At 73.0% G+C, this 22,943-nt stretch carries 23 protein-coding genes; 12 read left to right on the top strand and 11 right to left on the bottom strand.

Going from position 1 to position 22,943, the window contains the following annotated elements:
* Positions 1–113 precede the first annotated feature (113 nt).
* Entirely contained in the window at positions 114–1,067 is a 954-nt protein-coding gene (locus ABT297_RS11260; RefSeq protein ID WP_502885557.1) for a segregation and condensation protein A, read from the bottom strand.
* A 114-nt stretch (positions 1,068–1,181) separates the two neighbouring features.
* Entirely contained in the window at positions 1,182–2,117 is a 936-nt protein-coding gene (locus tag ABT297_RS11255; RefSeq protein WP_350547590.1) for a ParA family protein, read from the bottom strand.
* 168 nt (positions 2,118–2,285) lie between these two features.
* Here ABT297_RS11255 and ABT297_RS11250 point away from each other — a divergent pair, with 168 nt between their 5' ends.
* From ABT297_RS11250 to ABT297_RS11235, 4 genes are all read left to right on the top strand, one after another.
* Positions 2,286–3,590 carry a serine/threonine-protein kinase gene (locus tag ABT297_RS11250; protein ID WP_350547588.1) on the top strand — a complete coding sequence of 435 codons (1,305 nt, stop codon included), beginning with the start codon at positions 2,286–2,288 and terminating at the stop codon, positions 3,588–3,590.
* Between the two features lie 346 nt (positions 3,591–3,936).
* Positions 3,937–4,590, top strand: coding sequence for a SigE family RNA polymerase sigma factor (locus ABT297_RS11245; protein ID WP_350547586.1), 654 nt, complete (start codon positions 3,937–3,939; stop codon positions 4,588–4,590).
* The gene (locus ABT297_RS11240; RefSeq protein ID WP_350547584.1) at positions 4,520–5,707 is read left to right on the top strand and encodes a hypothetical protein; all 1,188 of its coding nucleotides are present in this window, start codon (positions 4,520–4,522) and stop codon (positions 5,705–5,707) included. Before ABT297_RS11245 ends, ABT297_RS11240 begins: the two co-directional genes overlap by 71 nt.
* Before the next feature lie 275 nt (positions 5,708–5,982).
* The gene (locus ABT297_RS11235) at positions 5,983–6,240 is read left to right on the top strand and encodes a hypothetical protein (protein WP_350547582.1); all 258 of its coding nucleotides are present in this window, start codon (positions 5,983–5,985) and stop codon (positions 6,238–6,240) included.
* Positions 6,241–6,343: 103 nt separating this feature from the next.
* On the opposite strand, the gene ABT297_RS11230 is transcribed toward ABT297_RS11235, so the two are convergent.
* From ABT297_RS11230 to ald, 5 genes are all read right to left on the bottom strand, one after another.
* On the bottom strand, positions 6,344–6,700 hold the full coding sequence (locus tag ABT297_RS11230) for a hypothetical protein (protein ID WP_350547580.1): 357 nt from the start codon (positions 6,698–6,700) through the stop codon (positions 6,344–6,346).
* Complete coding sequence (locus ABT297_RS11225) at positions 6,697–8,592, bottom strand: AbeC-like domain-containing protein (protein WP_350547578.1); 1,896 nt, start codon at positions 8,590–8,592, stop codon at positions 6,697–6,699. The genes ABT297_RS11230 and ABT297_RS11225 overlap by 4 nt, the downstream gene beginning before the upstream one ends.
* Positions 8,589–9,392, bottom strand: coding sequence for a hypothetical protein (locus tag ABT297_RS11220; protein WP_350547576.1), 804 nt, complete (start codon positions 9,390–9,392; stop codon positions 8,589–8,591). The genes ABT297_RS11225 and ABT297_RS11220 overlap by 4 nt, the downstream gene beginning before the upstream one ends.
* Positions 9,393–9,457: 65 nt before the next feature.
* A complete protein-coding gene (locus ABT297_RS11215; protein ID WP_350547574.1) occupies positions 9,458–10,423 on the bottom strand; it encodes a site-specific tyrosine recombinase XerD in 966 nt (321 codons plus the stop codon).
* Between the two features lie 6 nt (positions 10,424–10,429).
* Positions 10,430–11,545, bottom strand: a complete 1,116-nt coding sequence (gene ald, locus ABT297_RS11210) for an alanine dehydrogenase (protein ID WP_350547572.1) — start codon at positions 11,543–11,545, stop codon at positions 10,430–10,432.
* A gap of 155 nt (positions 11,546–11,700) precedes the next feature.
* Here ald and ABT297_RS11205 point away from each other — a divergent pair, with 155 nt between their 5' ends.
* Together ABT297_RS11205 and ABT297_RS11200 are read left to right on the top strand one after the other, a co-directional pair.
* Positions 11,701–12,411 (top strand): RICIN domain-containing protein, encoded by a 711-nt coding sequence (locus ABT297_RS11205; RefSeq protein WP_350547570.1) that lies wholly within the window; start codon positions 11,701–11,703, stop codon positions 12,409–12,411.
* 70 nt (positions 12,412–12,481) lie between these two features.
* Positions 12,482–12,853, top strand: a complete 372-nt coding sequence (locus ABT297_RS11200; protein ID WP_350547568.1) for a YchJ family protein — start codon at positions 12,482–12,484, stop codon at positions 12,851–12,853.
* Between the two features lie 19 nt (positions 12,854–12,872).
* On the opposite strand, the gene ABT297_RS11195 is transcribed toward ABT297_RS11200, so the two are convergent.
* A complete protein-coding gene (locus tag ABT297_RS11195; protein ID WP_350547566.1) occupies positions 12,873–13,280 on the bottom strand; it encodes an ATP-binding protein in 408 nt (135 codons plus the stop codon).
* 115 nt (positions 13,281–13,395) lie between these two features.
* Here ABT297_RS11195 and arfB point away from each other — a divergent pair, with 115 nt between their 5' ends.
* From arfB to paaI, 6 genes are all read left to right on the top strand, one after another.
* Positions 13,396–13,821 (top strand): alternative ribosome rescue aminoacyl-tRNA hydrolase ArfB, encoded by a 426-nt coding sequence (arfB, locus tag ABT297_RS11190; RefSeq protein ID WP_350547564.1) that lies wholly within the window; start codon positions 13,396–13,398, stop codon positions 13,819–13,821.
* Positions 13,822–13,846: 25 nt separating this feature from the next.
* Positions 13,847–14,572 (top strand): hypothetical protein, encoded by a 726-nt coding sequence (locus tag ABT297_RS11185; RefSeq protein ID WP_350547562.1) that lies wholly within the window; start codon positions 13,847–13,849, stop codon positions 14,570–14,572.
* A gap of 8 nt (positions 14,573–14,580) precedes the next feature.
* A complete protein-coding gene (locus ABT297_RS11180; RefSeq protein ID WP_350547560.1) occupies positions 14,581–15,225 on the top strand; it encodes a Rossmann-fold NAD(P)-binding domain-containing protein in 645 nt (214 codons plus the stop codon).
* A 135-nt stretch (positions 15,226–15,360) separates the two neighbouring features.
* On the top strand, positions 15,361–17,067 hold the full coding sequence (gene pyrG / locus ABT297_RS11175; protein ID WP_350547558.1) for a CTP synthase: 1,707 nt from the start codon (positions 15,361–15,363) through the stop codon (positions 17,065–17,067).
* Positions 17,064–17,651 (top strand): NUDIX domain-containing protein, encoded by a 588-nt coding sequence (locus tag ABT297_RS11170; protein WP_350547556.1) that lies wholly within the window; start codon positions 17,064–17,066, stop codon positions 17,649–17,651. The genes pyrG and ABT297_RS11170 overlap by 4 nt, the downstream gene beginning before the upstream one ends.
* Positions 17,615–18,073, top strand: coding sequence for a hydroxyphenylacetyl-CoA thioesterase PaaI (gene paaI, locus ABT297_RS11165; protein ID WP_502885556.1), 459 nt, complete (start codon positions 17,615–17,617; stop codon positions 18,071–18,073). The genes ABT297_RS11170 and paaI overlap by 37 nt, the downstream gene beginning before the upstream one ends.
* A 26-nt stretch (positions 18,074–18,099) precedes the next feature.
* On the opposite strand, the gene ABT297_RS11160 is transcribed toward paaI, so the two are convergent.
* Genes ABT297_RS11160 through murJ form a run of 3 tightly spaced genes read right to left on the bottom strand, consistent with a single transcriptional unit; the run spans position 18,100 to position 22,910 of the window.
* A complete protein-coding gene (locus ABT297_RS11160; protein ID WP_350547550.1) occupies positions 18,100–20,229 on the bottom strand; it encodes a hypothetical protein in 2,130 nt (709 codons plus the stop codon).
* The gene (locus ABT297_RS11155) at positions 20,229–21,323 is read right to left on the bottom strand and encodes a glycosyltransferase family 4 protein (RefSeq protein ID WP_350547547.1); all 1,095 of its coding nucleotides are present in this window, start codon (positions 21,321–21,323) and stop codon (positions 20,229–20,231) included. The genes ABT297_RS11160 and ABT297_RS11155 overlap by 1 nt, the downstream gene beginning before the upstream one ends.
* On the bottom strand, positions 21,324–22,910 hold the full coding sequence (gene murJ, locus ABT297_RS11150) for a murein biosynthesis integral membrane protein MurJ (RefSeq protein ID WP_350547544.1): 1,587 nt from the start codon (positions 22,908–22,910) through the stop codon (positions 21,324–21,326).
* Between the last annotated feature and the right edge of the window lie 33 nt (positions 22,911–22,943).

Below are 22,943 nucleotides of genomic sequence, written 5' to 3'. Positions count from 1 at the left end.
CCACCGCAACTCGGGGAAGGACTGCGACTGCGGTTCCGGCTTCGGGCGGGCCCACGGTGGAATCCAGTTCGCGGCCTGGTCGGCTAGCGACCCCGTCGGCTTGTCGTCCTGGTTCACTCGTCCACCTCGCTGTCCACGTCCGCCCCAGTGTCCCCGCCCACCGTCGGATCGGCGGTGACGGCAGGAGCGGGGCCGGCCGCCGGAGCCGGCGACCCTTCGTACTCCTCGACCTCGATGCTCACGTCCGCGTCCTCGGTGGCCGTCCAGCGGACGATGAGTTCGCCCAGCGCCTGCACCTGCTCGAAGTTGATCAGATTCTCGCGGTACAACTCCAGGAGGGCGAGGAAGCGGGCAACCACCTCCAGCGTGGACTCGCAGTCCACGCACAGGTCGGCGAACGTCGCGACACGACATTCCAGCAGGCGGTCGCGCATGATGTTCGCGTGCTCGCGCACGCTGACCCGCACCATGTGGATGTGCGCGATCGACACGACCGGCGGGACCTTCGGGGTGAACGCCTTCAGCGCCAGCTTCAGCAGCCGCTGCGGGCCGACGCCGAGGACCAGGTCGGGCAGCGCCTCGGCGTAGCGCGGCTCGAGGGCGACCGACCGCGGGTAGCGCCGCGACCCGACCGCCTCGAGGCCGGCGATGTGGGCGGCGGCCTCCTTGAAGGCCTTGTACTGCAGCAGCCGCGCGAAGAGCAGGTCCCGCGCCTCGAGCAGCGCGAGGTCCTCCTCGTTCTCGACGGTCGCCGAGGGCAGCAGCCGCGCGGCCTTGAGGTCGAGCAGTGTCGCCGCCACGACCAGGAACTCCGAGGCCTCGTCGAGGTCCCAGGCGTCGCCCATCGCCCTGATGTACGCGATGAAATCGTCCGTCACCGTGTGCAGCGCGACCTCGGTGACGTCGAGCTTGTGCTTGCCGATGAGCTGCAGCAGCAGGTCGAACGGGCCGGTGAAATTGGCGAGCCTGACCTGGAAACCGGAGGTGGCCGGAGCCGACGGGTCCGAAGAAGCCGCCGGGATGTCCGCAGGGGCCGGCGCGGACGCGGGAACCGGCGCAGCGTCCAGTTGCCCGGCGGCGTCCGAGGACGGCGGGGGCGGGGACGCCGAGTCGAAAACCGACGCCGAGTCCAAAACCGGCTCAGTCACGCGAAGAACCTAGCGCACGAACAGCGATAACCCTTACAGCCGCCGCTCGGCCTGCTGCGCGATCACCTCGCGCGCCAGCTGCCGGTAGTTGCGCGCACCGGAGGAGGCCGGGTCGAGGGTGGTGATGGGCGCGCCGGCGACGGTCGACTCCGGGAACTTGACCGTCTTGGTGATCACGGTCTGATACACCTTGTCACCGAACGCCTCCACGACCCGCTGCAGCACCTGGCGGCAGTGCGTGGTGCGGCTGTCGTACATCGTGGCCAGGATGCCCTCGAGCTCCAGGTCGAAGTTGAGCCGCTCCCGCACCTTGTCGATCGTATCGAGCAGCAGCGCGACACCGCGAAGTGAGAAGAACTCACATTCCAGCGGGATCATGACGCCGTGCGCGACGGTGAGGGCGTTGATCGCGAGCAGGCCGAGCGACGGCTGGCAGTCGATCAGGATGTAGTCGTACTCCTTGAGCACCGGGCGCAGCACCCGGGCCAGGGCCATCTCGCGCGCGACCTCGGTGACCAGCTGGATCTCGGCGGCGGACAGGTCGATGTTGGCCGGCAGCAGGTGCAGCCCGGCGACGTCCGTCTTGATCCTGATGTCCTCGACCGTCACGTCGGAGTCCATCAGGACGTTGTAGATCGTGAGATCGAGGTTGTGGGGATTGACGCCGAGGCCGACCGAGAGGGCGCCCTGTGGGTCGAAGTCGACGAGCAGCACCCGCCGGCCATACTCCGCGAGCGCCGCGCCGAGGTTGATGGTCGACGTCGTCTTGCCGACGCCGCCCTTCTGGTTGGCCATCGCGATGATCCGCGCCGGGCCGTGCCGGTCCATCGGCATCGGCTCGGGGATCGGCTTGCGCATCGTATACGCGGTCGGGTCCGCCGGCCCGAGCTCCGCACCGAGGTCAAGCGAGGCCTGCTCGGCGCGCATCGTGGTGGTCCACGACTCCGCCTGGTCGCCCATGCCTGTCATCGCTGTCTTCGCCCCTCCCGGCGGCTTTGTCTCCACCCGGGACCGAATCGGCGTCGGCCTGCGGGGGGGAGCGAGTCAGCCGTTGCCCGACTGTACGTCACTGCAGGGTACATATGGCATTGCGCGCCCGGCGTGTCGCGAAGCTCATCGTTGGGTACGGTCGTGCACGTGTTGAGACCAGGGGACGTGCTCGGCGATCGGTACCACATCGAGGAGTTCGTCGCCAGCGGCGGCATGGGGCAGGTGTTCCGGGCCACCGACAAGACGCTCGGGCGGACCGTGGCCGTGAAGGTGCTGCTACCGGGCCACGTGACCAACGCCGAGTTCGGCAGCCGGTTCCGTTCCGAGGCGCGCATCATGGCCTCGATCGGGCACCCGGGCGTCGTCGGCGTCTACGACTACGGCGAGACCCCCGAGGGCACGCTGTTCCTGGTCATGGCGTTCGTCAACGGCAGCCCCCTCGGCGAGCGGATCAAGGACGCGGGCACGCTGCCGGTCGACGAGACGCTCAAGATCGTGGCCCAGGCGGCCGACGCGCTGCACGCCGCCCACGAGAAGGGGATCATCCACCGCGACGTCAAGCCCGGTAATCTGCTCGTCGCCGAGAACGGCGCCGTCACCCTGGTCGACTTCGGCGTGGCTCGCTCCGAGTCGGTCACCTCGGTCACGAAGGTCCACGCCGTCATCGGCACCGCGCTGTACATGTCGCCCGAGCAGGCCTCCGGCAACCCCATCTCGCCGTCGACGGACGTCTACGCGCTCGGCGTCGTGGCGTACCACTGCCTCACCGGCGCCCCGCCGTTCAACGGCAACTCGCCGCTCGAGATCGCCATCAAGCATCTGCAGGACGAGCCCCCGCCGCTGCCGGAGACGCTGGCGCCCGCCACGCGCGCGCTGGTCGAGCGGGCCATGGCCAAGGATCCCCAGGACCGCTTCCCCACCGCCGCCGCAATGGCCGCCTCGGCCCGCGCCGCGCGGGCCGACACGGCCGAAGACCTGGATGTCGTACCGCTGGTGCGCTCCTCAGCACCGACCGTCGTCACGACGCCCGAACCCGGCGGAACCGGCGACGGCGAGCCGGCCGGGCGCCCGGTGTGGGTCCCGGTCGCCGCCGGCGTGGCGATCGTCGCGCTCGTCACCGGCGTCGTCCTAGCGGTGATCGCGCTGAACCGCAAGGTCGCCGGGCCGCCCGACTCCGGCGGCCCCCACACGACCGTCTCGACGCCGGCGGCCACGCCGACGTCGGGCCGCGGGCCGGGCGCCCCCGCCGCGTCGCACGCCCCGACGCACGACGGGTCGCCGAGAAGCGGCACCGCTTCGGCGAGCGCGTCCCCGAGCTCCCCGGCGCCGAGCAGCGAGCCGGCGTCCTCCGCTCCCCCGGCGCCGAGCAAGTCGCCGTCCTCGCCGACGCCGCAAGCCTCGACCCCGCCACCGGCGTCACCGGAAGTCACGGCCGCGGCCGCGGCACCGTGATCGCGGCAGCAACCCGGCGAAAGGCTGATGAAGAGCGTCTCCGTGGTCATGCGTCCGGCGCCCACAGTGCACGGACTTCTTCATGATCACGGAGCGAATGTGCTGCTTTTTGTGCATTTTTACTCCGTGATCACGGCGAACATGATGGTCGGTCGACGCAGATCGCAGGCACGGACTTATCGCCTTAATCGCCATGGACAGGCAAGGACCCTGCGGACGTATCGATTTACTCGACACTCTCCGTTTATCGGGACATAGGCCCCGTTGCCCGGAGAAAGAATCCGCAATCGTGTGCAACCCTTCCCCGGGCGATTGCGTCCACCCTCGACGAAGGGAGCCCGGACGGGTGAACCAAGACGACGAGGCGCGTTTCCGCGAATTCGTCACCGCGCGATTCGACGGTCTGCGCTCGCTCGCCTACCTGACGTGCGGGGACTGGCACGCCGCCGAGGACGCGGTCGCCGCCTCCCTGGCCAAGCTGTACGTGCGGTGGAAGAAGGTGGACACGCCGCTGGCGTACGTGCGGCGGGCGATCGTGCACGCCCTGGTCGACGAGAGCCGGCGGCCGTGGCGCCGCCGGGAGCGCTCGGCCGGACACGCGCTGCCCGAACTGCCCGGGCCCGACCACGCCGACCAGGTCGACGAGCGGCTCCGGATCCGCGCCGCGCTCGCCCGTATGGCACCCGGTCAGCGCGCCGTGCTGGTGCTGCGGTACTACGAGGGACTGAGCGTTGAGGAGACCGCCGAGGTGCTCGGCCGCCAGCCGGGCACGATCAAGAGCCAGACCGCCAGGGGGCTCACCGCGCTCCGCGCGCTGCTCGGCGCGGAGGAGCTTCAGGCCACTGACGACACTGCCGGCGGCGCCGCAGCGGATGGCGCCATCCCGATCGGCCTCGGCCTCGGCCACGACCAGGATGGGAGGGAAGGGCATGGAACAGGATCTGCGCACGCTGCTGACGTCGGTGCGGGACGACGCGCCGCCACCGCGGCTCAGTGTTGAGGACATCGCCGCCGCGGGCCGGCACCTCGCCCGCCGCCGGCGGCGGCTCGTCCTGCTGTCGTCGGCCGGCGGGGGCGCCGCGGCCGTGGTCGCGGCCGTCACCGCCGCGCTGGTCATGGCCTCGACTCCGGCGGCCCTGACGCCCGCGGTCAACCCGAGCACCCCGGCCAACCCGGCGACGTCGCCGGCCCGGACGGTGCTCGCCGACGCGCGGCCGTTCGTGACCACGTACAAGGGCTACACGGCCGGCTCCTACCTGGTGAGCGACCCCGACCTGGTGACCGTGGCGTACCAGCAGTCCTCGATCGACGCCGGGATCGACCTGTCGGCCAACCCCTTCTCGACGCCGTCGCCGTTGCCCACGACGACGCCGGCGTCGGGCCTGTCCCGCATGCCGGAGCTGCAACGCGGCGGGATCCTCGTGGTCTACCGCTCCGGCGCCTTCCAGCCGACCGCGTTCCTCAAGTCCACGGAGAGACTCGAGATGAGCACGGGCGTCGGGCTGCTCTACCGCGCCGCCGACTTGACCCAGCCGCCGTCGACCAGCGACCGGGCCGAGATCCAGAAGATGCGGGAGCAGGTACCGGCCCTGGCGTGGCAGTACGCGCCGGACGCCTGGGCGGTCATCTACTGGGCGTCGCGGGAGACCGTGCCCACCAAGGAGGAACTCGCCGCGATCGCCGAAGGGCTCACGCCGTCGGCCACGAGGGAGTTCCCCGTCGGCTTCCATTCCTCGTCCCTGCCGCGGGGCTTCAACCTGCTGTCGGTGAGCTACGGCACCGACATGGTCAGCAATCAGGTGGTGTCGGCCGTCCGCCTGTCGCCGGAGCGCCCGGCGCTGCCCCTGACCGAGCCGATCGACCTGCAGAGCTTCCCGGCACTGACGCTGTCGTTCGGCCGCACCGACGCCGGGCCGAGGATGGTCGACAAGCTCGACTGTGCGTCCAGCGTCGAGTGCCAGCGGGTGCTCGGCGACGGCAGCACGTACGTCAAGGTCGAGCTCAACGGCCTCAAGCCGACCCCGGCGACCCAGGTCACGCAGATCACGCTGGGCATCAGGCCGCAGGACGCGGACAACATGGCGGCGTGGCCACCCGCGGTCAAAGTGTTCCCCTGAACGGCACCGCGTCGACAGCACCCCGGCGGAAACTCGCGTGCGCGAGGGGCCGGGGTGCTGTACCGTCTTCCACATGCGTTTCTGAGCCCACTGACGCCGCGCGCGCCCGCCGCTGACCGCAGATCCGGCGCAGCAGGCCGGCCCCCGTTGTGGGTTCATCACTCCCCGCTTCGCGTCCCGCGCGGCAGCAGCCTGTCCGTCTACTGCCAGTCGTTCGCAGCCTGTCCAGCAGCCCGTTGGCCGCAGCCAGCACGTCCCGCGAAGGAGACGCTCACATGCCTGCCGTAAACCGTTCAGACGAGTCCACACGCACCGCCGAGAAGGCCGCGCACGCCTCGAACAGCAGCCCCGAGGCCGACGGCACGGCCCCGGAGGCCGCCGAGGAGAGCGCGCCGGCCAACCCGCTCGAGGCCCTCCGCCGCGCCCAGGCCCAGCGCTCGCTGCCCCCGGGTTCGGGCGGCCGCGGCGGCCGCGGCGGCGTCGGCAAGGGCGCCGGCCCCAAGGCCCCACGCATGTACAACCGCCACAAGTAGCCCGCGCCAGGCGGCGCGTCGCCCACGGCACCCTCCGGCGCCAAGGGGGCGACGCGCCGCAACGAACAGCCCGAGGCCGAGCCGGGCCGGGGAACCGGCCCGGTCAGCTCATCCAGTCGCGGATGCGGTCCGCGATGCCGGCCAGGCCGCCCACCGTCGCCACCACGGCCGAGAACCTCGACAGCCGGTCCTTCAGCGCCGCCCGGTCCACCGGCGTGCGCCGCAGCTGCTCGTCCACCTCGGTCAGCGCCTCCTGCACCCGCACCACCTGGGCCGGCTCGGCCGTCGCCGCGGTCGCCGGCCACTGCCGGTGGAAATCTCCCAGGATGTAGTGCAGCTCCGCCAGCCACGGAGCGCTCGGGGCGCCCGAGATGGCCGTCGCGCCCGTGCCGAACGCGGCCGGGCCGTTGGTCACGACGTTGTCGAACGTGAACGAGTCGCCGCCGTTCGCCGAGTTCATACCGGTACTCCCGCCTGTTGTGCGCCCACCGACTGCGCGAGCGCGCCGGCGCCGAACGCGGCGGGCCCGTTGAAGGTGGCGCTGCTGAATGTGTTCGAGAAGTTCTGGATGTGGTTCATCTGCATCCGGTACTCCGAGGTGTCCACCCCGGCCCGCTCGAGGTAGTCGAGCACCGTCGCCAGGACGGTCTTCTCCACGAGCTTGAGGTACTTGCCGGCGTCGAGATCCTGCAGAAAGGTCCGTACCTGTGACTCGGCGGCGAGCTCGCGGACGCAGAGCCGGGCGCCGTGGTCGTACGACTTGAACACCAGCGCGTCCTCGTGCGCCTGCCGGGCCCGCTGGTTGATCGAGATCATCTGACGCAGCCAGCGCAGCAGCCGGCGGGGCGCGTCGAACGAGTTCATCCAGTCCGACATGAGGCCGGGCAGGGCGCGGCCGATCATGTGGCCGAGGTCGGGGCGCAGCCGATCAATGATCTTGAACTCGTCGCGGATCGGGGGCAGGACGGTGCCGATGAACTCGACGTAGAGCTTGCCGCCCTCGACCGCGACGTGGACGTGCGCGGAGATGACGATGTCCTGCGACTGCGGCGGCACGGCCACGCGCCCGTCGCGCAGGCGTACCTCGCGGCCGTCGACGCCGACGAGGACGTGCAGGTAGTGGCGCACCCCGCCCTGCGGCTGCTCGACGATCGCCGCCACCGCGTCCGCCGAGGCCAACTGCAGCGCGGTGCGGCTGCGCGGGTCGATGAGCGGGTCTCCCTGGTAGCGCTCGCCGTCGGCGATGATCCGGTCCATGACGTATACGCCGGGCACCCGCTGGTGCGCCGGCAGCGCGGCGTCCTGCAGGCGCAGCACCGCTTCGTGGACCGACTGCTGCAGCCGCAGGGCGGAGACGGACCCGGGGTCGAAGGTGCCGTCGCGGTCGAAACGCTCGGTGTCGTCGTGGCGGCCGGCGCCCGCGCGCACCGCCCGGCCCTGCAGCAGTACCGCCATGGACCACACCATCGCGGTGTCCCCGGCGCCCATGAACGGCCGCTTCGAGTGCAGCGAGACGTTGCCGCGCTGGGCGGCGGCCAGCCAGCCGACGCGGCGCTCGACCCGGGTGCTGGGCAGCCCGGGCAGCGGCGCGTTCGCGCCCGGGGCGAGGACGCTAATCAGCGTCCGGAAGGTGCGGACCCGGGCGATCAGCGCGTAGCCGACGGTCACCAGCGCGAACAGCAGCGGCAGGGCCAGGATCAGCAGGCTGAGCGAGGTGTCGAACGCGGCGACCAGCCGTTGCGTCAGCGTCGTGACGGTGTCGGGCTCCTGCCCGTAGTACTGCGACGTCACCGGCTCCTGCGGGCTCAGCAGGAACAGCGGCGAGAAGGAGAAGCCGCAGGCGTACAGCACGGCGGAGAGCAAGACCGCCGCCCAGGCGCCGTTGGTGCGCAGCGCGCCGATCCGGGTCGCGAGCGCGCCGGTGACCTGCCCGGACAGCACCTCGCGGCGCAGCCGGTGCACGAGGCGGATCTGGCGCACGCCCCAGGCGAAGCACAGCCAGCCGATCGTGACGATCGGCAACAGCACGAAGGTGGCCAGCAGGATCGCGCTCAGGATGCCGTCGCGGGACAGCAGCATCCCGCGCGCCCGGAAGGAGTGGCGGATGACGGGCTCGATGTCGAAGCCGAGGGACGGCGGCACGGCCCGCTGGTCGTCGCCGGTGGTCTCCTGGATGACCCGGTACGCGTACTCGTCGTCGAGGTAGGCCGCGGCGCACAGCCTGCGGGTGGTGTCGTTCATCGGCGGCCGCGCGGTCATCGGCGGGTGCGTGAACGGCGGCGTCGGGATCGCGCCGGTGGTCAGGCCGCCAGGGGCCGGGCCGCCAGGGGGAACGGACGTCGTCACGCTCATCGGGGCACCTCCGGCAGGCCGGAGACGGCGCGGCTGTTCTCACCGAACGCGGCCGGCCCGTTCGTGGTCAGGTTGCCGAAGCTGAAGCCGCCGCCGGGCCGTGCCGGCGCCGCGGGGGCCGACGGGACCGGGGAGGTCGGGGCGGCCGGCTCGGGCAGGAGGTCCGGCAGGACCCGCGCGACGTCCGCCGCCGGCTCGCCGGGGACGGTGATCCAGGCGACCGCGGCGAAGTCCTTGTCGGGCAGCTCGACGCGGATCCGGGTGTACCCCTCGGGCCGAAGGTCCTCGTACCGCTGCGCGACGACGTCGTCGTACACCTGCTCGGACACGATCAGCGCCGCGCCGGCCGCCGGGAAGGCGGCGAGCGCCCGCTTGAGCGGCGCGGCGTCCACGATCCGGCAGACGGTCACGGCGGCCGAGCCCGGGAAGCCGTTGGCGCCGTCGACGTGGACCAGCCCGACGTGCACCGCGACCCGCAGCCGCAGCCGCAGCTCGGCGGCGAGGTCCCGGTTGCGCTCGCGCAGCAGCGCGTCAAGGGTGGTGGCGAGGCGCGCGACCACCCGCGGCTCGGACGTGCCGGCCGGCAGGACGGCCAGCTCGCCGTCGCCGCCGGCCTGGGTCAGCCAGTCGCCCCGGCGCAGCCCCAGCCGGTCGCACGCCTCCGCGAGCGCCCGGCGCAAGTCATGCTGGATGCGGTACTGCTGCAGGTTCTCCCGCCGCGAGTACCGCTCGATGTCAACCGCGACAAGGATGCGCCGCTGCGGTTCCGGTGGTTCCGGTGGTTCCGGAGGTGCGGTCATACCTCACTTCTACAGAACCGGAAACCGGACTTCACCGGACATTCGGCCGATGCCCGGCGGCGCGGTCAGCGGGCGCGCGGGTGCGCCGTCGCGTAGACCTCACGCAGCCGGTCGACCGTGACCAGGGTGTACACCTGCGTCGTGGTCACCGAGGCGTGCCCGAGCAACTCCTGCACGACCCGGATGTCGGCGCCGCCGTCGAGCAGGTGCGTGGCGAAGGAGTGCCGCAGCGTATGCGGCGAGACGCCGGCCGGCCCGTCGACCGGCAGGCCGGCCCGTTGCGCGGCCTTGCGCAGGATCGTCCAGGCGCTCTGCCGCGACAGCGCGCCCCCGCGAGCGTTGAGGAACACGTTGGGCACGCCGGTGCCGTTGGCGGCCAGCGACGGGCGGCCGCGGACCAGGTACGCGTCCAGCGACGTGCGCGCGTAGTTGCCCATCGGCACCAGCCGGGTCTTGCCGCCCTTGCCGCGCAGCACGGCCATGCCGGGCCGGGCGTCGAGGTCGAGGTCGTCGACGGCGATGCCGACCGCCTCGGAGATGCGGGCGCCGGTGCCGTAGAGGAACTCCAGCAGCGCCGCGTCGCGCAGGTCCAGCGGCCCGCCGGCCTGCGGCGGCACCGCGAGCAGCCGCGACACCTGGTCGACGTCGAGCGCCTTGGGCAGCCGCTTGGGCAGCGACGGCGGCTTCACCTCGCGCGAGGGGTCGTCCGGCGCCAGCCCCTCCAGCAGCGCGAAGCGGTGCAGGCCGCGCACGGCGCTGGCGGCGCGGGCGGCCGAGGAGGCTGACAGCGGCGGGCTGTCGCCGCCGGCCGTGCGCAGCGCCGCGACGTGGCCGGCGATGTCGCGCGCGGCCACGTCGGACAGGCGGCCGATCCCGGCCGCGACCAGCCACTCGACGTAGCGTTCGAGGTCGCGGCGGTACGACGCGAGCGTGTTCGCCGCGAGAGCGCGCTCGACGGTCAGGTGGTCCAGGTACGCGTCGACGACTCGGTTGAGCTGCGCACCCGGGATCCCGCCGTCGACGTCCACCATGGAGTTCTATGCCAGGACGTCTCGCAGGGCAACGGGGTTCATCCCGTGCGCGTCCGCGACCGGGCCGTAGGTGACGTGGCCGTCGTGCGTGTTGAGCCCGAGCGCCAGCGCCGGGTCGCGGCGCAGTGCGTCGCGCCAGCCGCGGTTGGCCAGCTCCAGCGCGTAGGGCAGGGTCACGTTGGTCAGCGCGTACGTGCTGGTGTGCGGCACGGCGCCGGGCATGTTCGCCACGCAGTAGAAGATCGAGTCGTGCACCCGGTAGGTCGGCTCGTCGTGCGTGGTCGGGCGCGAGTCCTCGAAGCAGCCGCCCTGGTCGATGGAGATGTCGACCAGCACGCTACCCGGCTTCATCCGCTTGACCAGGTCGTTGCCGATCAGCTTCGGCGCCCTCGCACCCGGCACCAGCACGGCGCCGATGACGAGGTCGGCGTCGATCACGGCCTTCTCGATCTCGTAGCCGTTGGACGCCACCGTCTGCAGGCGCCCCTGGTAGATGGCGTCCGCGTCGCGCAGCCGGGAGATGTTCTTGTCCAGCAGCAGCACCTCGCTCTGCATGCCCAGCGCGATCGCGGCCGCGTTGAGCCCGGAGACGCCGGCGCCGATGACGACGACCTTCGCCGCGTACACGCCGGACACGCCGCCCATCAGCACGCCGCGCCCGCCGCCGGCGCGCATCAGGTGGTACGCGCCCACCTGCGGGGCAAGCCGCCCGGCGACCTCGGACATCGGGGCGAGCAGCGGCAGCGACCGGTCGGGCAGCTCCACGGTCTCGTAGGCGATGCCGGTGACCTTGCGGTCGACGAGCGCCTGCGTGCAGGCGCGGGACGCGGCCAGGTGCAGGTAGGTGAACAGGACCTGCCCGGGGCGCATCCGGTCATACTCCTCGGCGACCGGCTCCTTGACCTTCAGCACCAGGTCACCCTCGGCCCAGGTGTCCTCGGCGGTCGGCAGGATGCCGGCGCCGGCCTCCCGGTACTCCTGATCGGTGATCGACGAGCCCTCACCGGCGCCGGTCTCGACGAAGACCTCGTGCCCGTCCGCGACGAGCTCGTGGACGCCGGCGGGTGTGATCGCCACGCGGTATTCGTGGTTCTTGACCTCGCGCGGAATTGCGACCTTCACGTTGCGACCCCTCCTCCACTCAGCGCACCGTTGCGCTGTGTGTACACGCGGGAGTTTATGGCCCGTGAGCAGCGCACGCGGGCTGCACAGTGTGAACTCCTACGCGGACGGATTGACACAGTGTCGCCCGCACGGCTCATCTATGCTGTGCGGCCATGACCGTCTACGGCGGGCCCCGGCCGGTGCCACCCGAGCCGCCTGCGCGAAGGCCCGACAAGGTGCTGCTGGCCGCGTTCGGCTTCCTGGTGCTGGCGCTGATCGTCGGCATCGTCTTCGGCGTGCGGGCCTTCACGTCGGACCCGCCGCGCGCCAGCAGCGCCGCCGGGCAGAGCGAGCCGCCCAGCGCCGCCGCGTCGCAGCCGGCGCCGTCGGCCGCGCCGTCCTCGGCGCCACCCCCGTCGTCGCCCGCTCCCTCGTCGCCGCCCCCGCCGAAGGCCCTGCTGGCCGCGAAGCCGACCCTGATGCGCCCCGGCCACTCCGGCCTGTGCCTGCAGGCCAACCCGGGCAACGGCGGCAACGCCTCCCAGCAGCCCTGCGACGGCAACAACCGGACCATGCTGTGGGTACCTCAGGCGATGAACGGCAGCCGGGACACGTTCGAGCTCATCAACGCCGCCGACAACCGCTGCCTGGATGTCAGCGGCGGGTCGAAGGACAACGGCCCGCAGCTCATCATCACGGACTGCCACGGCGGGCCCACCCAGCTGTGGCGGCCGGTCCGCGACGGCGACGGATACCACGTCGTGAACCTCAACAGCGGCCGCTGCATCGGCATCGACGCCGCCAACCCGGCGCCCGGCGCCGCGGCCCGGCAGTGGGACTGCGACGGCTCGACCAACCAGCGCTGGCAGTTCCAGCAGGTGTAAGGCTAGCGCGCCGCGCCGCCGGCGGCAGGCCCTGAGCAGGGCGGCGGGCGCGTCGGGAACAATGTCCGGCATGGACACCTGCCCGTGTGGACTCGGCGAACCGTACGACGACTGCTGTGGCAGGTACCACCGCGGCGCCGAGCCGCCGAGCGCCGAGCTGCTCATGCGGGCCCGCTACACGGCGTACGTGGTGCGCGACCGGCAGTTCCTGCTGCGCACCTGGCACGAGAAGACCCGGCCGCGGGCGCTCACCCTCGAGGAGGGCCAGAACTGGCAGGGGCTGACCATTCTGGACCGCGAGGGCGGCGGCCTGTTCGACACCGAGGGAGTCGTGGAGTTTCGCGCCCGGTATGTCGCCGACGGCCGCCCGGGCAGGATGCACGACCGCAGCCGCTTCGTGAAGGTCGGCGGCGCCTGGCGCTACGTCGACGAGGTCTCCTGACGGGGCGCGTCACCCAGCACTAGTCCGGCACCGCGCTGCTCAGCCGCACGATGGTGCCGTCCTCACTCGAGCGCACCTCGACGTCGTCGACGAGGTGCCGGGCCAGCCACAGCCCGCGCCCGCTGATGGAGTGGCTGGGCGGCAGCGCCTGCCCGTTGAGCCGCTCGGCCGGAATGCCCGCACCATGGTCGGTGACCTCGCACACCAGGACGTCGCCGGCCACCCAGAGCCGCACCATGCCCCCGCCGCCCGCGTGCCGCACGGCGTTGGTGACGATCTCGTTCACCGCCAGGACGAAGTCCTCCAGCCGCGACCCGCTCAGCCCGGCGGCCGAGGCGCCACGGCTCACGGCGTGGCGTATCGGGGTGATCTGGGCGACGCCGAACTGCTCGACCAGCAGCGCCGTCGTCCGAACGGCTTCAGCCACGGTGTCACCTTTCCGCTGCGTCTCGCCTCGCTGAGACTACCTCCAGCGGACGACGGGCCGACGTCAAGTCACCCGGGAGGTGCAAATTGCATTCCGTGCCCCGCATGCTAGGCGGATGGACGACGACCTGCGGGTGACGGACGACATCGCATTGCCGCGCGCGGAGCTGACGTGGCGCTTCAGCCGCTCCGGCGGCCCCGGTGGCCAGTCCGTCAACACCACCGACTCGCGGGTCGAGCTGCGCTTCGATCTGGCCGCGACCCCCGCGCTGCCCGAGCCGTTGAAAGCCCGGGCGCTGGAGCGCCTGGCCGGCCGGCTGGTCGACGGTGTGCTGTCGATCGTGGCCTCGGAGCACCGCTCACAGCTGCAGAACCGCCGGGCCGCCGAGGAGCGGCTGGCCGCGGTGATCGCCGCCGCGATCGCCCCGCCGCCGAGACCGCGGAAACGAACGAAACCGTCGAAGGGGGCGGTGGAGCGCCGCCTGACGGACAAGCGCCGCATCGCCCTGCGCAAGCAGGAACGCCGCCGCCCCAGCGAGTAGCCGCGTTTTCGTGCAAAATCCGGATATGTCACGTTGCACGGTGGCGCTGCTCGCGTCCGCGCTGCTGGCCACCGGGTGCGGCGTCACCGGGTGCGGCGGCGAGGCCACCCCTCGGGCGTCGACCAGTGAGACGCCCGGCCACCCGCCGGAGACCGGCGCCTATCCCGGCGAGGCGTCCCACTCCCCCGTCCCGCGCGCCTCCGGCCCGCCGGTGCGGCTCGAGGGCTGGGAGGTCACGGTGTACTACACCGCCGTCGAGACCCTGCACACCGGCCAGGCGACCACGGTCACCGGCTGCCCGTCCATCGACTGCGACAAGGACCGCGACCGGCAACGGCTCGGCAGCTTCCCCGCCTCGTTCGTCAAGGCCGTCAAGGACGAGGGCACCGGCCGGACCGCCGACGGGCGGTACCTCAACTGGTCCTACGACACCGGCTACTGGATGGACACCGCGCCCCGCGACACCGCCGGCCGGCCGCTGCGCCCGTGGAGCTCGGCCGCCGCCGACGGCGCCGCGCTCGGGGCCGGCACCCAGTTCACGATCCTGCACTGCGGCACCGCCGAGGTCGCGGCCGAGGTGTGCGCGAAGCTCAAGACCCCGACCTGGACGATCGTCGACGAGTTCACCCCCGGCCTGGGCGGCGAGCGGCACGTCGACGTGTACATCGGCGAGGAGACCGGCCCGGACTTCACCGGCTCGGACCTCTACACGACGCTGGAGAATGCCACGCTGTCGGCGATCCGGGCATGATGGTGAGCATGAAGGTGATCCTGTTCGGGGCGACCGGCATGGTCGGCCAGGGCGTGCTGCGCGAGTGCCTGCTGGCCGCCGACGTCGACGAGGTCCTGGTCGTGACCCGCGCACCGACGGGCGTGACGCATCCGAAGCTGCGCGAGGTCCGCCACGGCGACTTCACCGACTTCGCGGGCGTGGACTTCGCGGGGTACGACACCTGCTTCTTCTGCCTCGGCGTGAGCTCGGTCGGCATGAGCGAGGCCGACTACCGCCACATCACCTACGACTACACCCTCGCCGCCGCCCGGCGGATGGCCGAGCAGCGCCCCGGCATGGTCTTCGTCTACGTCTCGGGCGCCGGCACGGACACCGACGGCCGCCAGATGTGGGCCCGCGTCAAGGGCCGGACCGAGGACGACGTCGCCGCGCTGGACCTGCGCGCGTACGCGTTCCGCCCCGGCTTCATCATGCCCGAGCACGGCGCCCGCTCGAAGGTCCGGCTCTACAACGTGATGTACACCGCGCTCAGCCCGCTGTCGTCGCTGCTGGTCCGCTTCGCCCCGGGCATCGCGACGAGCACCTCGCAGCTGGGCCGCGCCATGCTCGAGGTCGCCCGCAACCGGCCCGACCGGCGCGTGTGGGCCTCCCGCGACATCGCGGGTGTCTAGGGCCCGGCCGTCACCGGCGGGTGTGTGACGCGTGTGACCCCAGGTGTGTCTTCTGCACCGCCGTTTACCTGGTGTTAGGCTGAACTCCCGTGGATCGCTGACTCTGCAGCGTGACGGACCCCACGGGAGCGGGCTTTGTCCTCATCAGCACGGACCGGTGCCAGCCGGCAGGCTAAGCACATCTTCGTCACCGGGGGCGTCGCCTCCTCACTCGGCAAGGGCCTGACGGGCTCGAGCCTGGGCAGTCTGCTCAGCGCCCGCGGGCTGCGGGTGGTCATGCAGAAGCTCGACCCCTACCTCAACGTCGACCCCGGAACGATGAACCCGTTCCAGCACGGTGAGGTGTTCGTCACCGAAGACGGCGCCGAGACCGACCTCGACATCGGGCACTACGAGCGCTTCCTCGACCAGGACCTGTCGCGCAACGCCAACGTGACGACCGGCCAGATCTACTCGGCAGTGATCGCCAAGGAGCGGCGCGGGGAGTATCTCGGCGACACGGTCCAGGTGATCCCGCACGTCACCAACGAGATCAAGGCCCGCATCCGGGCGATGTCCGCCCCCGACGCCGACGGCGTGGCGCCCGACGTGATCATCACCGAGGTCGGCGGCACGGTCGGCGACATCGAGTCGCTGCCGTTCCTGGAGGCGATCCGCCAGGTGCGCCACGACATCGGCCGGGACAACTGCTTCTTCCTGCACGTGTCGCTGGTGCCCTACCTGGCGCCCAGCGGCGAGCTCAAGACGAAGCCGACCCAGCACTCGGTGGCGGCGCTGCGCAGCATCGGCATCCAGCCCGACGCGCTGGTCTGCCGCTCGGACCGGGAGATCCCCGACAAGACCAAGAACAAGCTGGCGTTGTACTGCGACGTCGACGCCGAGGCCGTCGTGTCCGCGCCCGACGCCCCGTCCATCTACGACATCCCGCGGGTGCTGCACGAGGAGGGCCTGGACGCCTACGTGGTGCGCCGCCTGGGCCTGTCGTTCCGCGACGTCGCGTGGAAGAAGTGGGACGACCTGCTCGACCGGGTGCACCACCCGCGGCAGAAGGTCACGGTCGCAATCGTCGGCAAGTATGTCGACCTGCCCGACGCCTACCTGTCGGTCACCGAGGCCGTGCGCGCCGCCGGCTTCGCGCACCGGGCCCGGGTCGAGATCCGCTGGGTGCCCAGCGACGCGTGCACGACCCCGGCCGGGGCCGCGCAGGCCCTCGCGGGCGTCGACGGTGTGGTGATCCCGGGCGGCTTCGGCGTGCGGGGCATCGAGGGCAAGATCGGCGCGGCGCAGTACACCCGCGAGCACGGCATCCCGACCCTCGGCCTGTGCCTGGGCCTGCAATGCATGACGATCGAGGTGCTGCGCCACGTCGGCGGCATCGGCGGGGCCAACTCGGTGGAGTTCGACGCCGACGCCCCGGACCCGGTCATCGCCACGATGGCCGACCAGGAGGACATCGTCGCGGGCAAGGGCGACCTGGGCGGGACGATGCGGCTGGGCGCCTACCCGGCCGTGCTCGTGCCGGGCACGCTGACCGCCGACGCCTACGGCGAGACCGAGGTCTCCGAGCGCCACCGCCACCGCTACGAGGTCAACAACGCCTACCGCGACGCGATGGTCCGCGCCGGCCTGCGGGTCTCGGGCACGTCGCCGGACGGCCGGCTCGTCGAGTTCGTCGAGCTCGACCGCGAGCAGCACCCGTTCTTCGTGGCCACCCAGGCGCACCCCGAGCTCAAGAGCCGCCCGACCCGCGCGCACCCGCTCTTCGCCGCGTTCGTCGGCGCCGCCGTCGTCTACAACGCCGCCGACCGCCTGCCGGTCGAGCTGGAGACGGTCGACGCGTGACGGCCTACGATGTGCGCTCGCACACCGAGCGGCTGCGCAACCGGGTGTTCTCCATCGTCACCGACGCCATCGAGATGCCCGGCGGCGAGGTCGTCGACCGCGACTACATGGTGCACGTCGGCGCCGTCGGGGTCGTGGCGCTGGACGCGGACGGGCGCGTGGCGCTCGTGCGGCAGTACCGCCCGGCGGTCCGCCAGGTCCTGTGGGAGCTGCCCGCCGGCCTCATCGACGTGCCGGGCGAGTCGCTGGTCGGCGCCGCCGCCCGGGAGCTCGCCGAGGAGGCCGACCTGGTCGCCGCCCGCTGGGACCTGCTGGCCGATGTCCACCCCAGCCCGGGCTGCTCCAACGAGCGCATCCGGCTGTTCCTGGCCCGGGAGATCGCGCCGGTACCGCAGCAGGAGCGCCACGAGCGCACCCACGAGGAAGCCGACCTCGAGCTGCACTGGATCGATCTCGACCAGGCCGTGACGATGGCCCTGTCCGGCGAGATCACCAACGCGGCCTGTGTGATCGGCGTCCTCGGCGCCGCGCAGTCGCGGGCCCGCGACTGGGCGACGCTGCGCCCGGCCACCGACGCCACGTGAGTCCGCAGGAGCTCGCCGAGGCCTGCGCCGCGAAGCTCTATGCCGAGGACACCGCATCGCGGTCCCTGGGCATCGGGATCGACGGCGTGGGCCCCGGCCGGTCCGTGGCCACCATGACGGTGACCGAGCGGATGCTCAACGGCCACACGATCGGCCACGGGGGCTACGTCTTCCTGCTCGCCGACACCGCGTTCGCGTTCGCGTGCAACACCTACGACCGCGTCACGGTGGCGGCGGGCGCCGACGTGACGTTTCTGGAGCCGGCCCGCGGCGGCGACGAGCTGACGGCCACGGCGGTGGAGCGCACCCGCCGCGGCCGCTCGGGCCTCTACGACGTCACGGTCCGCCGCGCCGACGGCACGGTGCTGGCCGAGTTCCGCGGCCGCTCCCGCACCCTGGACGCCGCGATCCTGCACCCCTGACCGGGGTCCACGCGGGCCCGGCGCGGTCAGCTCTCCAGGGCCGCCTCGGGCACGCGCGGGGCGGGCTGGCTGCGGTCGTCGGCGTGGTCGAGCACGCGCAGGCAGGACAGCACGACCAGGGGCAGCGCCGTGGCCAGGGCGGCGCCGAGCACGTTGAACGACGCGCCCTCGACGAGGCCGGCCAGCAGGCACGCGACCACCAGGCCGGACAGCGCGCCGCGGACCGGCGGGAAGACGCCGAGCAGCCGGCGCAGGCCGCCCCAGTCGCGCAGGAGGACGAAGGTGGTGTACAGCAGGGATCCCAGCACCAGCACGGTCAGCGGGCTGGTGACGGTGGTGACCACGTCGGCCTCGCCGATGCGGCGGGCGATGAACCCGGCCGTGCCGTCCTGGGTGCGCACCAGCAGCCGCCCGATGCTGCTGCGCTGCTCCTCCGGCCGGAACAGGTCGAGCACCGCGAAGCCCGCAGTGACGCACAGCGCGGCGGCGGCCGCCCACAGCAGGCGGGTAATGGTGAGCCAACCGCCCACGGCCATCGCCGCGGCCACGCACACGCCGGCGGTGAGCGCGACCGCACCGGAGGCGTCGGCGCCGAGGTACGGGCTGCCGATCACCACCATCCCGACCGCGCCGATGAGGGCCATCACGAACGGGCGCCAGCGCCGCTCGAAGCGCTGGGCCATGGCCGCGCCGCCGAGCAGCGCGCCGGCGACGAGCAGGCCGAGGCCGATGACGCCGACGCCGGCGTAGCGGCCGCCGAGCACGGCGGAGTATCCGGCGACGCCGTTGAGCTGCAGCCGCGACCCGGTGAGCACGTCGAAGGCGACCGCGAGGGCGGCGATCGCGGCGACGCCGCCGAGCGGCGCGATGGCCCGGCTGCGGGCGGTGACGAACGCGATCGCGAACGTGGCGACGGCGAGCGCGGCGAGGGTCACGCCGCCGAAGCCGAGGCCGGGCCGCGCCCAGCGCCACCACGGCAGCAGGTCGGCGACGAGCGCCGCCGGCACGGCGAGGGAGGCGGAGATGAGCAGCACCTCGGCGGCGCGCACGATCGACCGCGGTACGGGCCGGTGGGTCAGCGGCCCGGCCGGGCGCCGGGCCCGCCGCAGCAGCGGCACGACGGCGACGAACAGCAGAAGCTCGGCGAAGACGAGGGTGGTGAGGAAGTTCGTGCCGACCCGGCGCTGGACGCTGGCTTCGCGGTCGGCGTCGGCGAGCCGGCTGACGGCCGCCGTGACGTCGGACGGGCGGCCGCTGCTGCTGGTGGAGGCGGGACCGCCGGCGAAGAGCTTGCCGGGCAGCGGCCGGTCCAGCGCCGCGAGCGCGGTCGGGGCGAGGTCGACGACCTGCACGTAGCCGTGCCGCGAGGTCGACGGCGAGGTGAGCCAGCCGCCGGTGAACCCGGGGCCCTGTGCGATCGCCACGTGCAGCCGGCTGGTGGCGTCGAGGTCGGACAGGCCGGCGAGCACGACGACCGAGCGCTCGGGCCGGGCGGCGAGGATCGAGGCGAGCGCGGCGTCGGCGCGGCGGGCGCCCGCGGCCCGGGCCACCGGGTCGTCGCCGGCGATCTGGCCGAGGTCGATCAGCGTCAGCGCGCAGGCGGACAGCAGGCTGTCGTTGAGGTTCGCGGAGTAGCGGTCGATGCGGCCGTACGGGCGGGCGGCGGCGAGCGCCGCGCCGGGCCCGATCGCGGTGGTGCACCGCACGCCCTCGGCGAGCGCGCCGGGCTGTGCGCCCCAGTGCAGGGCGCGGTTGCGCGCGACGAGGTCGCCCTGGTCGGGCAGCGAGGCGCCCGAGTTGTCCACGTCGATCGGCACGCTCAGCTCGGGGCACGTCGGCGTCACCGCACCGGGTGTGTGGATCGCGAAGTTGCCGGACCCGAGCGTCAGCCAGCCGTCGCCCGCGCAGGTGATGCGCCGCGCGGAGCGCACCGACAGCGCCCCGATCGCGCCGTCCTGGGCCATCTGCCACATGGCCGGGGTGTCGGTGGCGGTGATGTCGTCCCAGCGCAGCCCGGCGGCGCCGACGATCAGCACGTAGTCGGCGGCGGGCGCCGCGGGCGCCGCGGCCGGTTGCGGAACCAGCGCGACGAGCCCGACGAGACCGGCGAGCAGGGCCAGCAGCGTGGGGGTGGACCGATGCAGCCAGTGCCGCATCAGCCCTCCTCGCGGGCGCGCAGCTGCGCGTACACCGCCTCGGCCTGCTCGACGGTGTCCTGTTCGGTCGGCCAGGTGGCGGCCTGCGCGAGCCCGAGCCGGCCGAGCTCCGCGCGGGCGGCCGGGTCGTCGAGCAGCTCGAGCACGGCGTCGTGCACGGCGTCGACGTCGTGCGGCGCGACGAGCCGCGCGGCCGGGCCGACGAGCTCGGGGACGCCGCCGACGGCGGTGGACACCAGCGGTACACCCGCGGCCAGGGTCTCCTGGATGAACAGCGGCTGGCCCTCCCAGACGCTGGTCGCCACGACGAGGTCGGCCGCGGCGAGCAGGTCGGGCACGTCGTCGCGGTTGCCCAGCAGGTGCACCGGGGCATGCTCGACGGAGATGCGCTGGGCGAGCGACATGTACGACGGCCCGCTGCCGGCGATCGCGACGAACGGCTCGGGCGCCCGGTCGCGCCAGCGCGCGGCGGCGGACACGAGCGTCTCGAAGCCCTTCTGCGGGTGCAGGCGGCCCACGGCGAGCACGAGCGGCTGTTCCGGCTCCGCGCCGAGCTCCTCGCGGACCCGGTCGCGGGCGCGGGCCACGGGCCGGGGCACCGGCGCGGGCACCTTGGCCAGGCGCACGTCGCGGGCGCCGAGCTCGCGGGCGCGGGCCACGAGGTCGCCGGAGACGGCGAGGGTGACGTCGGCGGCGCGGGCGACCCGCTGCTCGAGGGGGTGATAGAGCTTGGCCCGCAGGCCGGTGGCGAGCACCAGGTTGTGCCAGGTGACGACGAGCGGGGTGCCGGCCGGCCGGGCGAGCGCGGCGACGAGCCCGGCGCGCAGGCTGTGCGCGTGGATCACGTCGGCGCCGCGCACCGAGCGGCGCAGGGCGCGCACCGCGAGCACGTCGCCCGGCTGCGGGCTGGCCGGGATCTCCACCGGCACGAACCGCGCGCCGCGCGCCGCGAAGCCGAACTGCTCCTCGGTCGCCGCCGGCCCGTGCACGCTGACCTCATGGCCGCGGGTGACCAGAGCCTGGGCGAGCATGCCGACGTGCCGGCCGATGCCGCCCGTGCTCGACGCCAGGACCAACGCGATGCGGGCGCCCACCTACCCGTCCCTTCGTCTTCCTCGGATCAGCCTGCCTCCGATCAATCGCCGCAGGGTCCGCCGGTCCGCGACCGCCGCTCCGGCGAGGAACACCGCCGCCACCACGACTCCGCACAGCATGCCCTGCGTGACGGCCCCGCCCACACCCGGGGTTGGCAGATGTGCCCGTACGAGCAGCCCAGCGCCGACGGCCGCCGCGGCGGACACGACCGAGATGGATGTGCTGCGCCAGGTGCCGGCCAGCGCCTCGGACCCGGCTCGCCGCCACACCGCGACCAGCAGTGCCGCCCCCAGCACCAGCATGCCCAACGAGTTCGCCGCGGCGACGGCGGCCACCCGATCGGCGACGGGCAGCGCCACGGCCAGGGACACCGCGGCGACCGCGGCGGCCGCCCAGCCGATCGCGGTGGCGAGCGCGGCCGGGTAGGCGTTACCGCCGGCGTACAGGGCCCGTGACAGCAGGGCGAACAGGCCGTAGCCGAGCAGGCCGGGGGCGAACCAGGCGATCCCGGCGGCGAGCGGCCCGATCGCCGGCGGATGCGGGGAGGCGGCGGCCACCAGCACCGCGATCGGCCGGGCGAGCACGATCAGCCCGGCCGCGCCGAGGCAGCTCAGCAGCACGACCGCGCGCACCGCGGGCGCGAGCACGGCGGCGAACCCGGCCCGGTCGCCGGCGTGGCCGTGCTCGGCCAGCGCCGGGTAGGTCGTGGTGGCCACCGGCACCGCGAGCACCGCCCAGGGCAGCAGGAACATCGTCTGGGCGAGGCTGTAGATGAAAATGACGCCCTCGTCGGGCCCGTAGCTGACCAGCCGGATGGCGAGCCCGAGCACCAGCTGCTGGGTGCCGACAGTGACGATCCCGGCGATCGCGAGGGGCTTGAGCGTGGCGATCGCGCCGACGTCGAGGCTGGTCGTGGGCCGGATGCGCAGCCGGAGGCGGCTCACGGGCAGGACCAGGCACAGCGAGAGGACCGCGACCGCGAGCGTCGTACCGCCCGACAGGACCAGCAGGTGGCCGCCGGAGATGCCGCCGAGCGCGGCTCCGCGCCCGGCCAGCACGCCGAACGCGATGTAGACGCCCATCACCGTGAGGCTCGACAGCAGCGGCGCGATGACCGGCCAGGCGAAGCGGCGGTACGTCTGCAGCGCCCCCGCCAGTACGATCCCCACCCCGTACAGCGGCAGCTGCGGCGCGAACACCCGCAGCATGGCCGCGCCCGCGTCGATGACCTGCGGGTTCTGCCCGCTGGCGAGCAGCTCGACGAGCGGGTGGGCGAGCAGCGCGACCAGCACGGCGATCGGCGTGAGCAGCAGGACGACCCAGGTGAGCAGCGCGCCCACGGTCCGCCCGACGGTCTCGCGGTCCTTGCCGGCCAGCAGCGGCACGACGAGGCTGGCCAGGGCCCCGCCGGCGACGAGCTCGAAGATGATGTTGGGGACGGTGTTCGCCGCCTGGTAGGCGTTGCCGAGGCCGGTGGAGCCGACCGTCGTGTTGAACACCATGATGCGGGCAAATCCGGCAATCCGGCTCAGAATGGTGAGGCCCGCGACGAGTGCCGCCGCGCCGAAGATCCGGCTTCCCGTCACCCGCGCGGATACGGGGAGGGCTTGCGCGGCTTC

The sequence above is a fragment of the Dactylosporangium sp. NPDC000555 genome, from assembly GCF_040300025.1.
Classification (GTDB): domain Bacteria; phylum Actinomycetota; class Actinomycetes; order Mycobacteriales; family Micromonosporaceae; genus Dactylosporangium.
The sequence above is the reverse complement of the archived record's forward strand: the minus strand, read 5'-3'. Positions and strand labels throughout refer to the sequence as shown.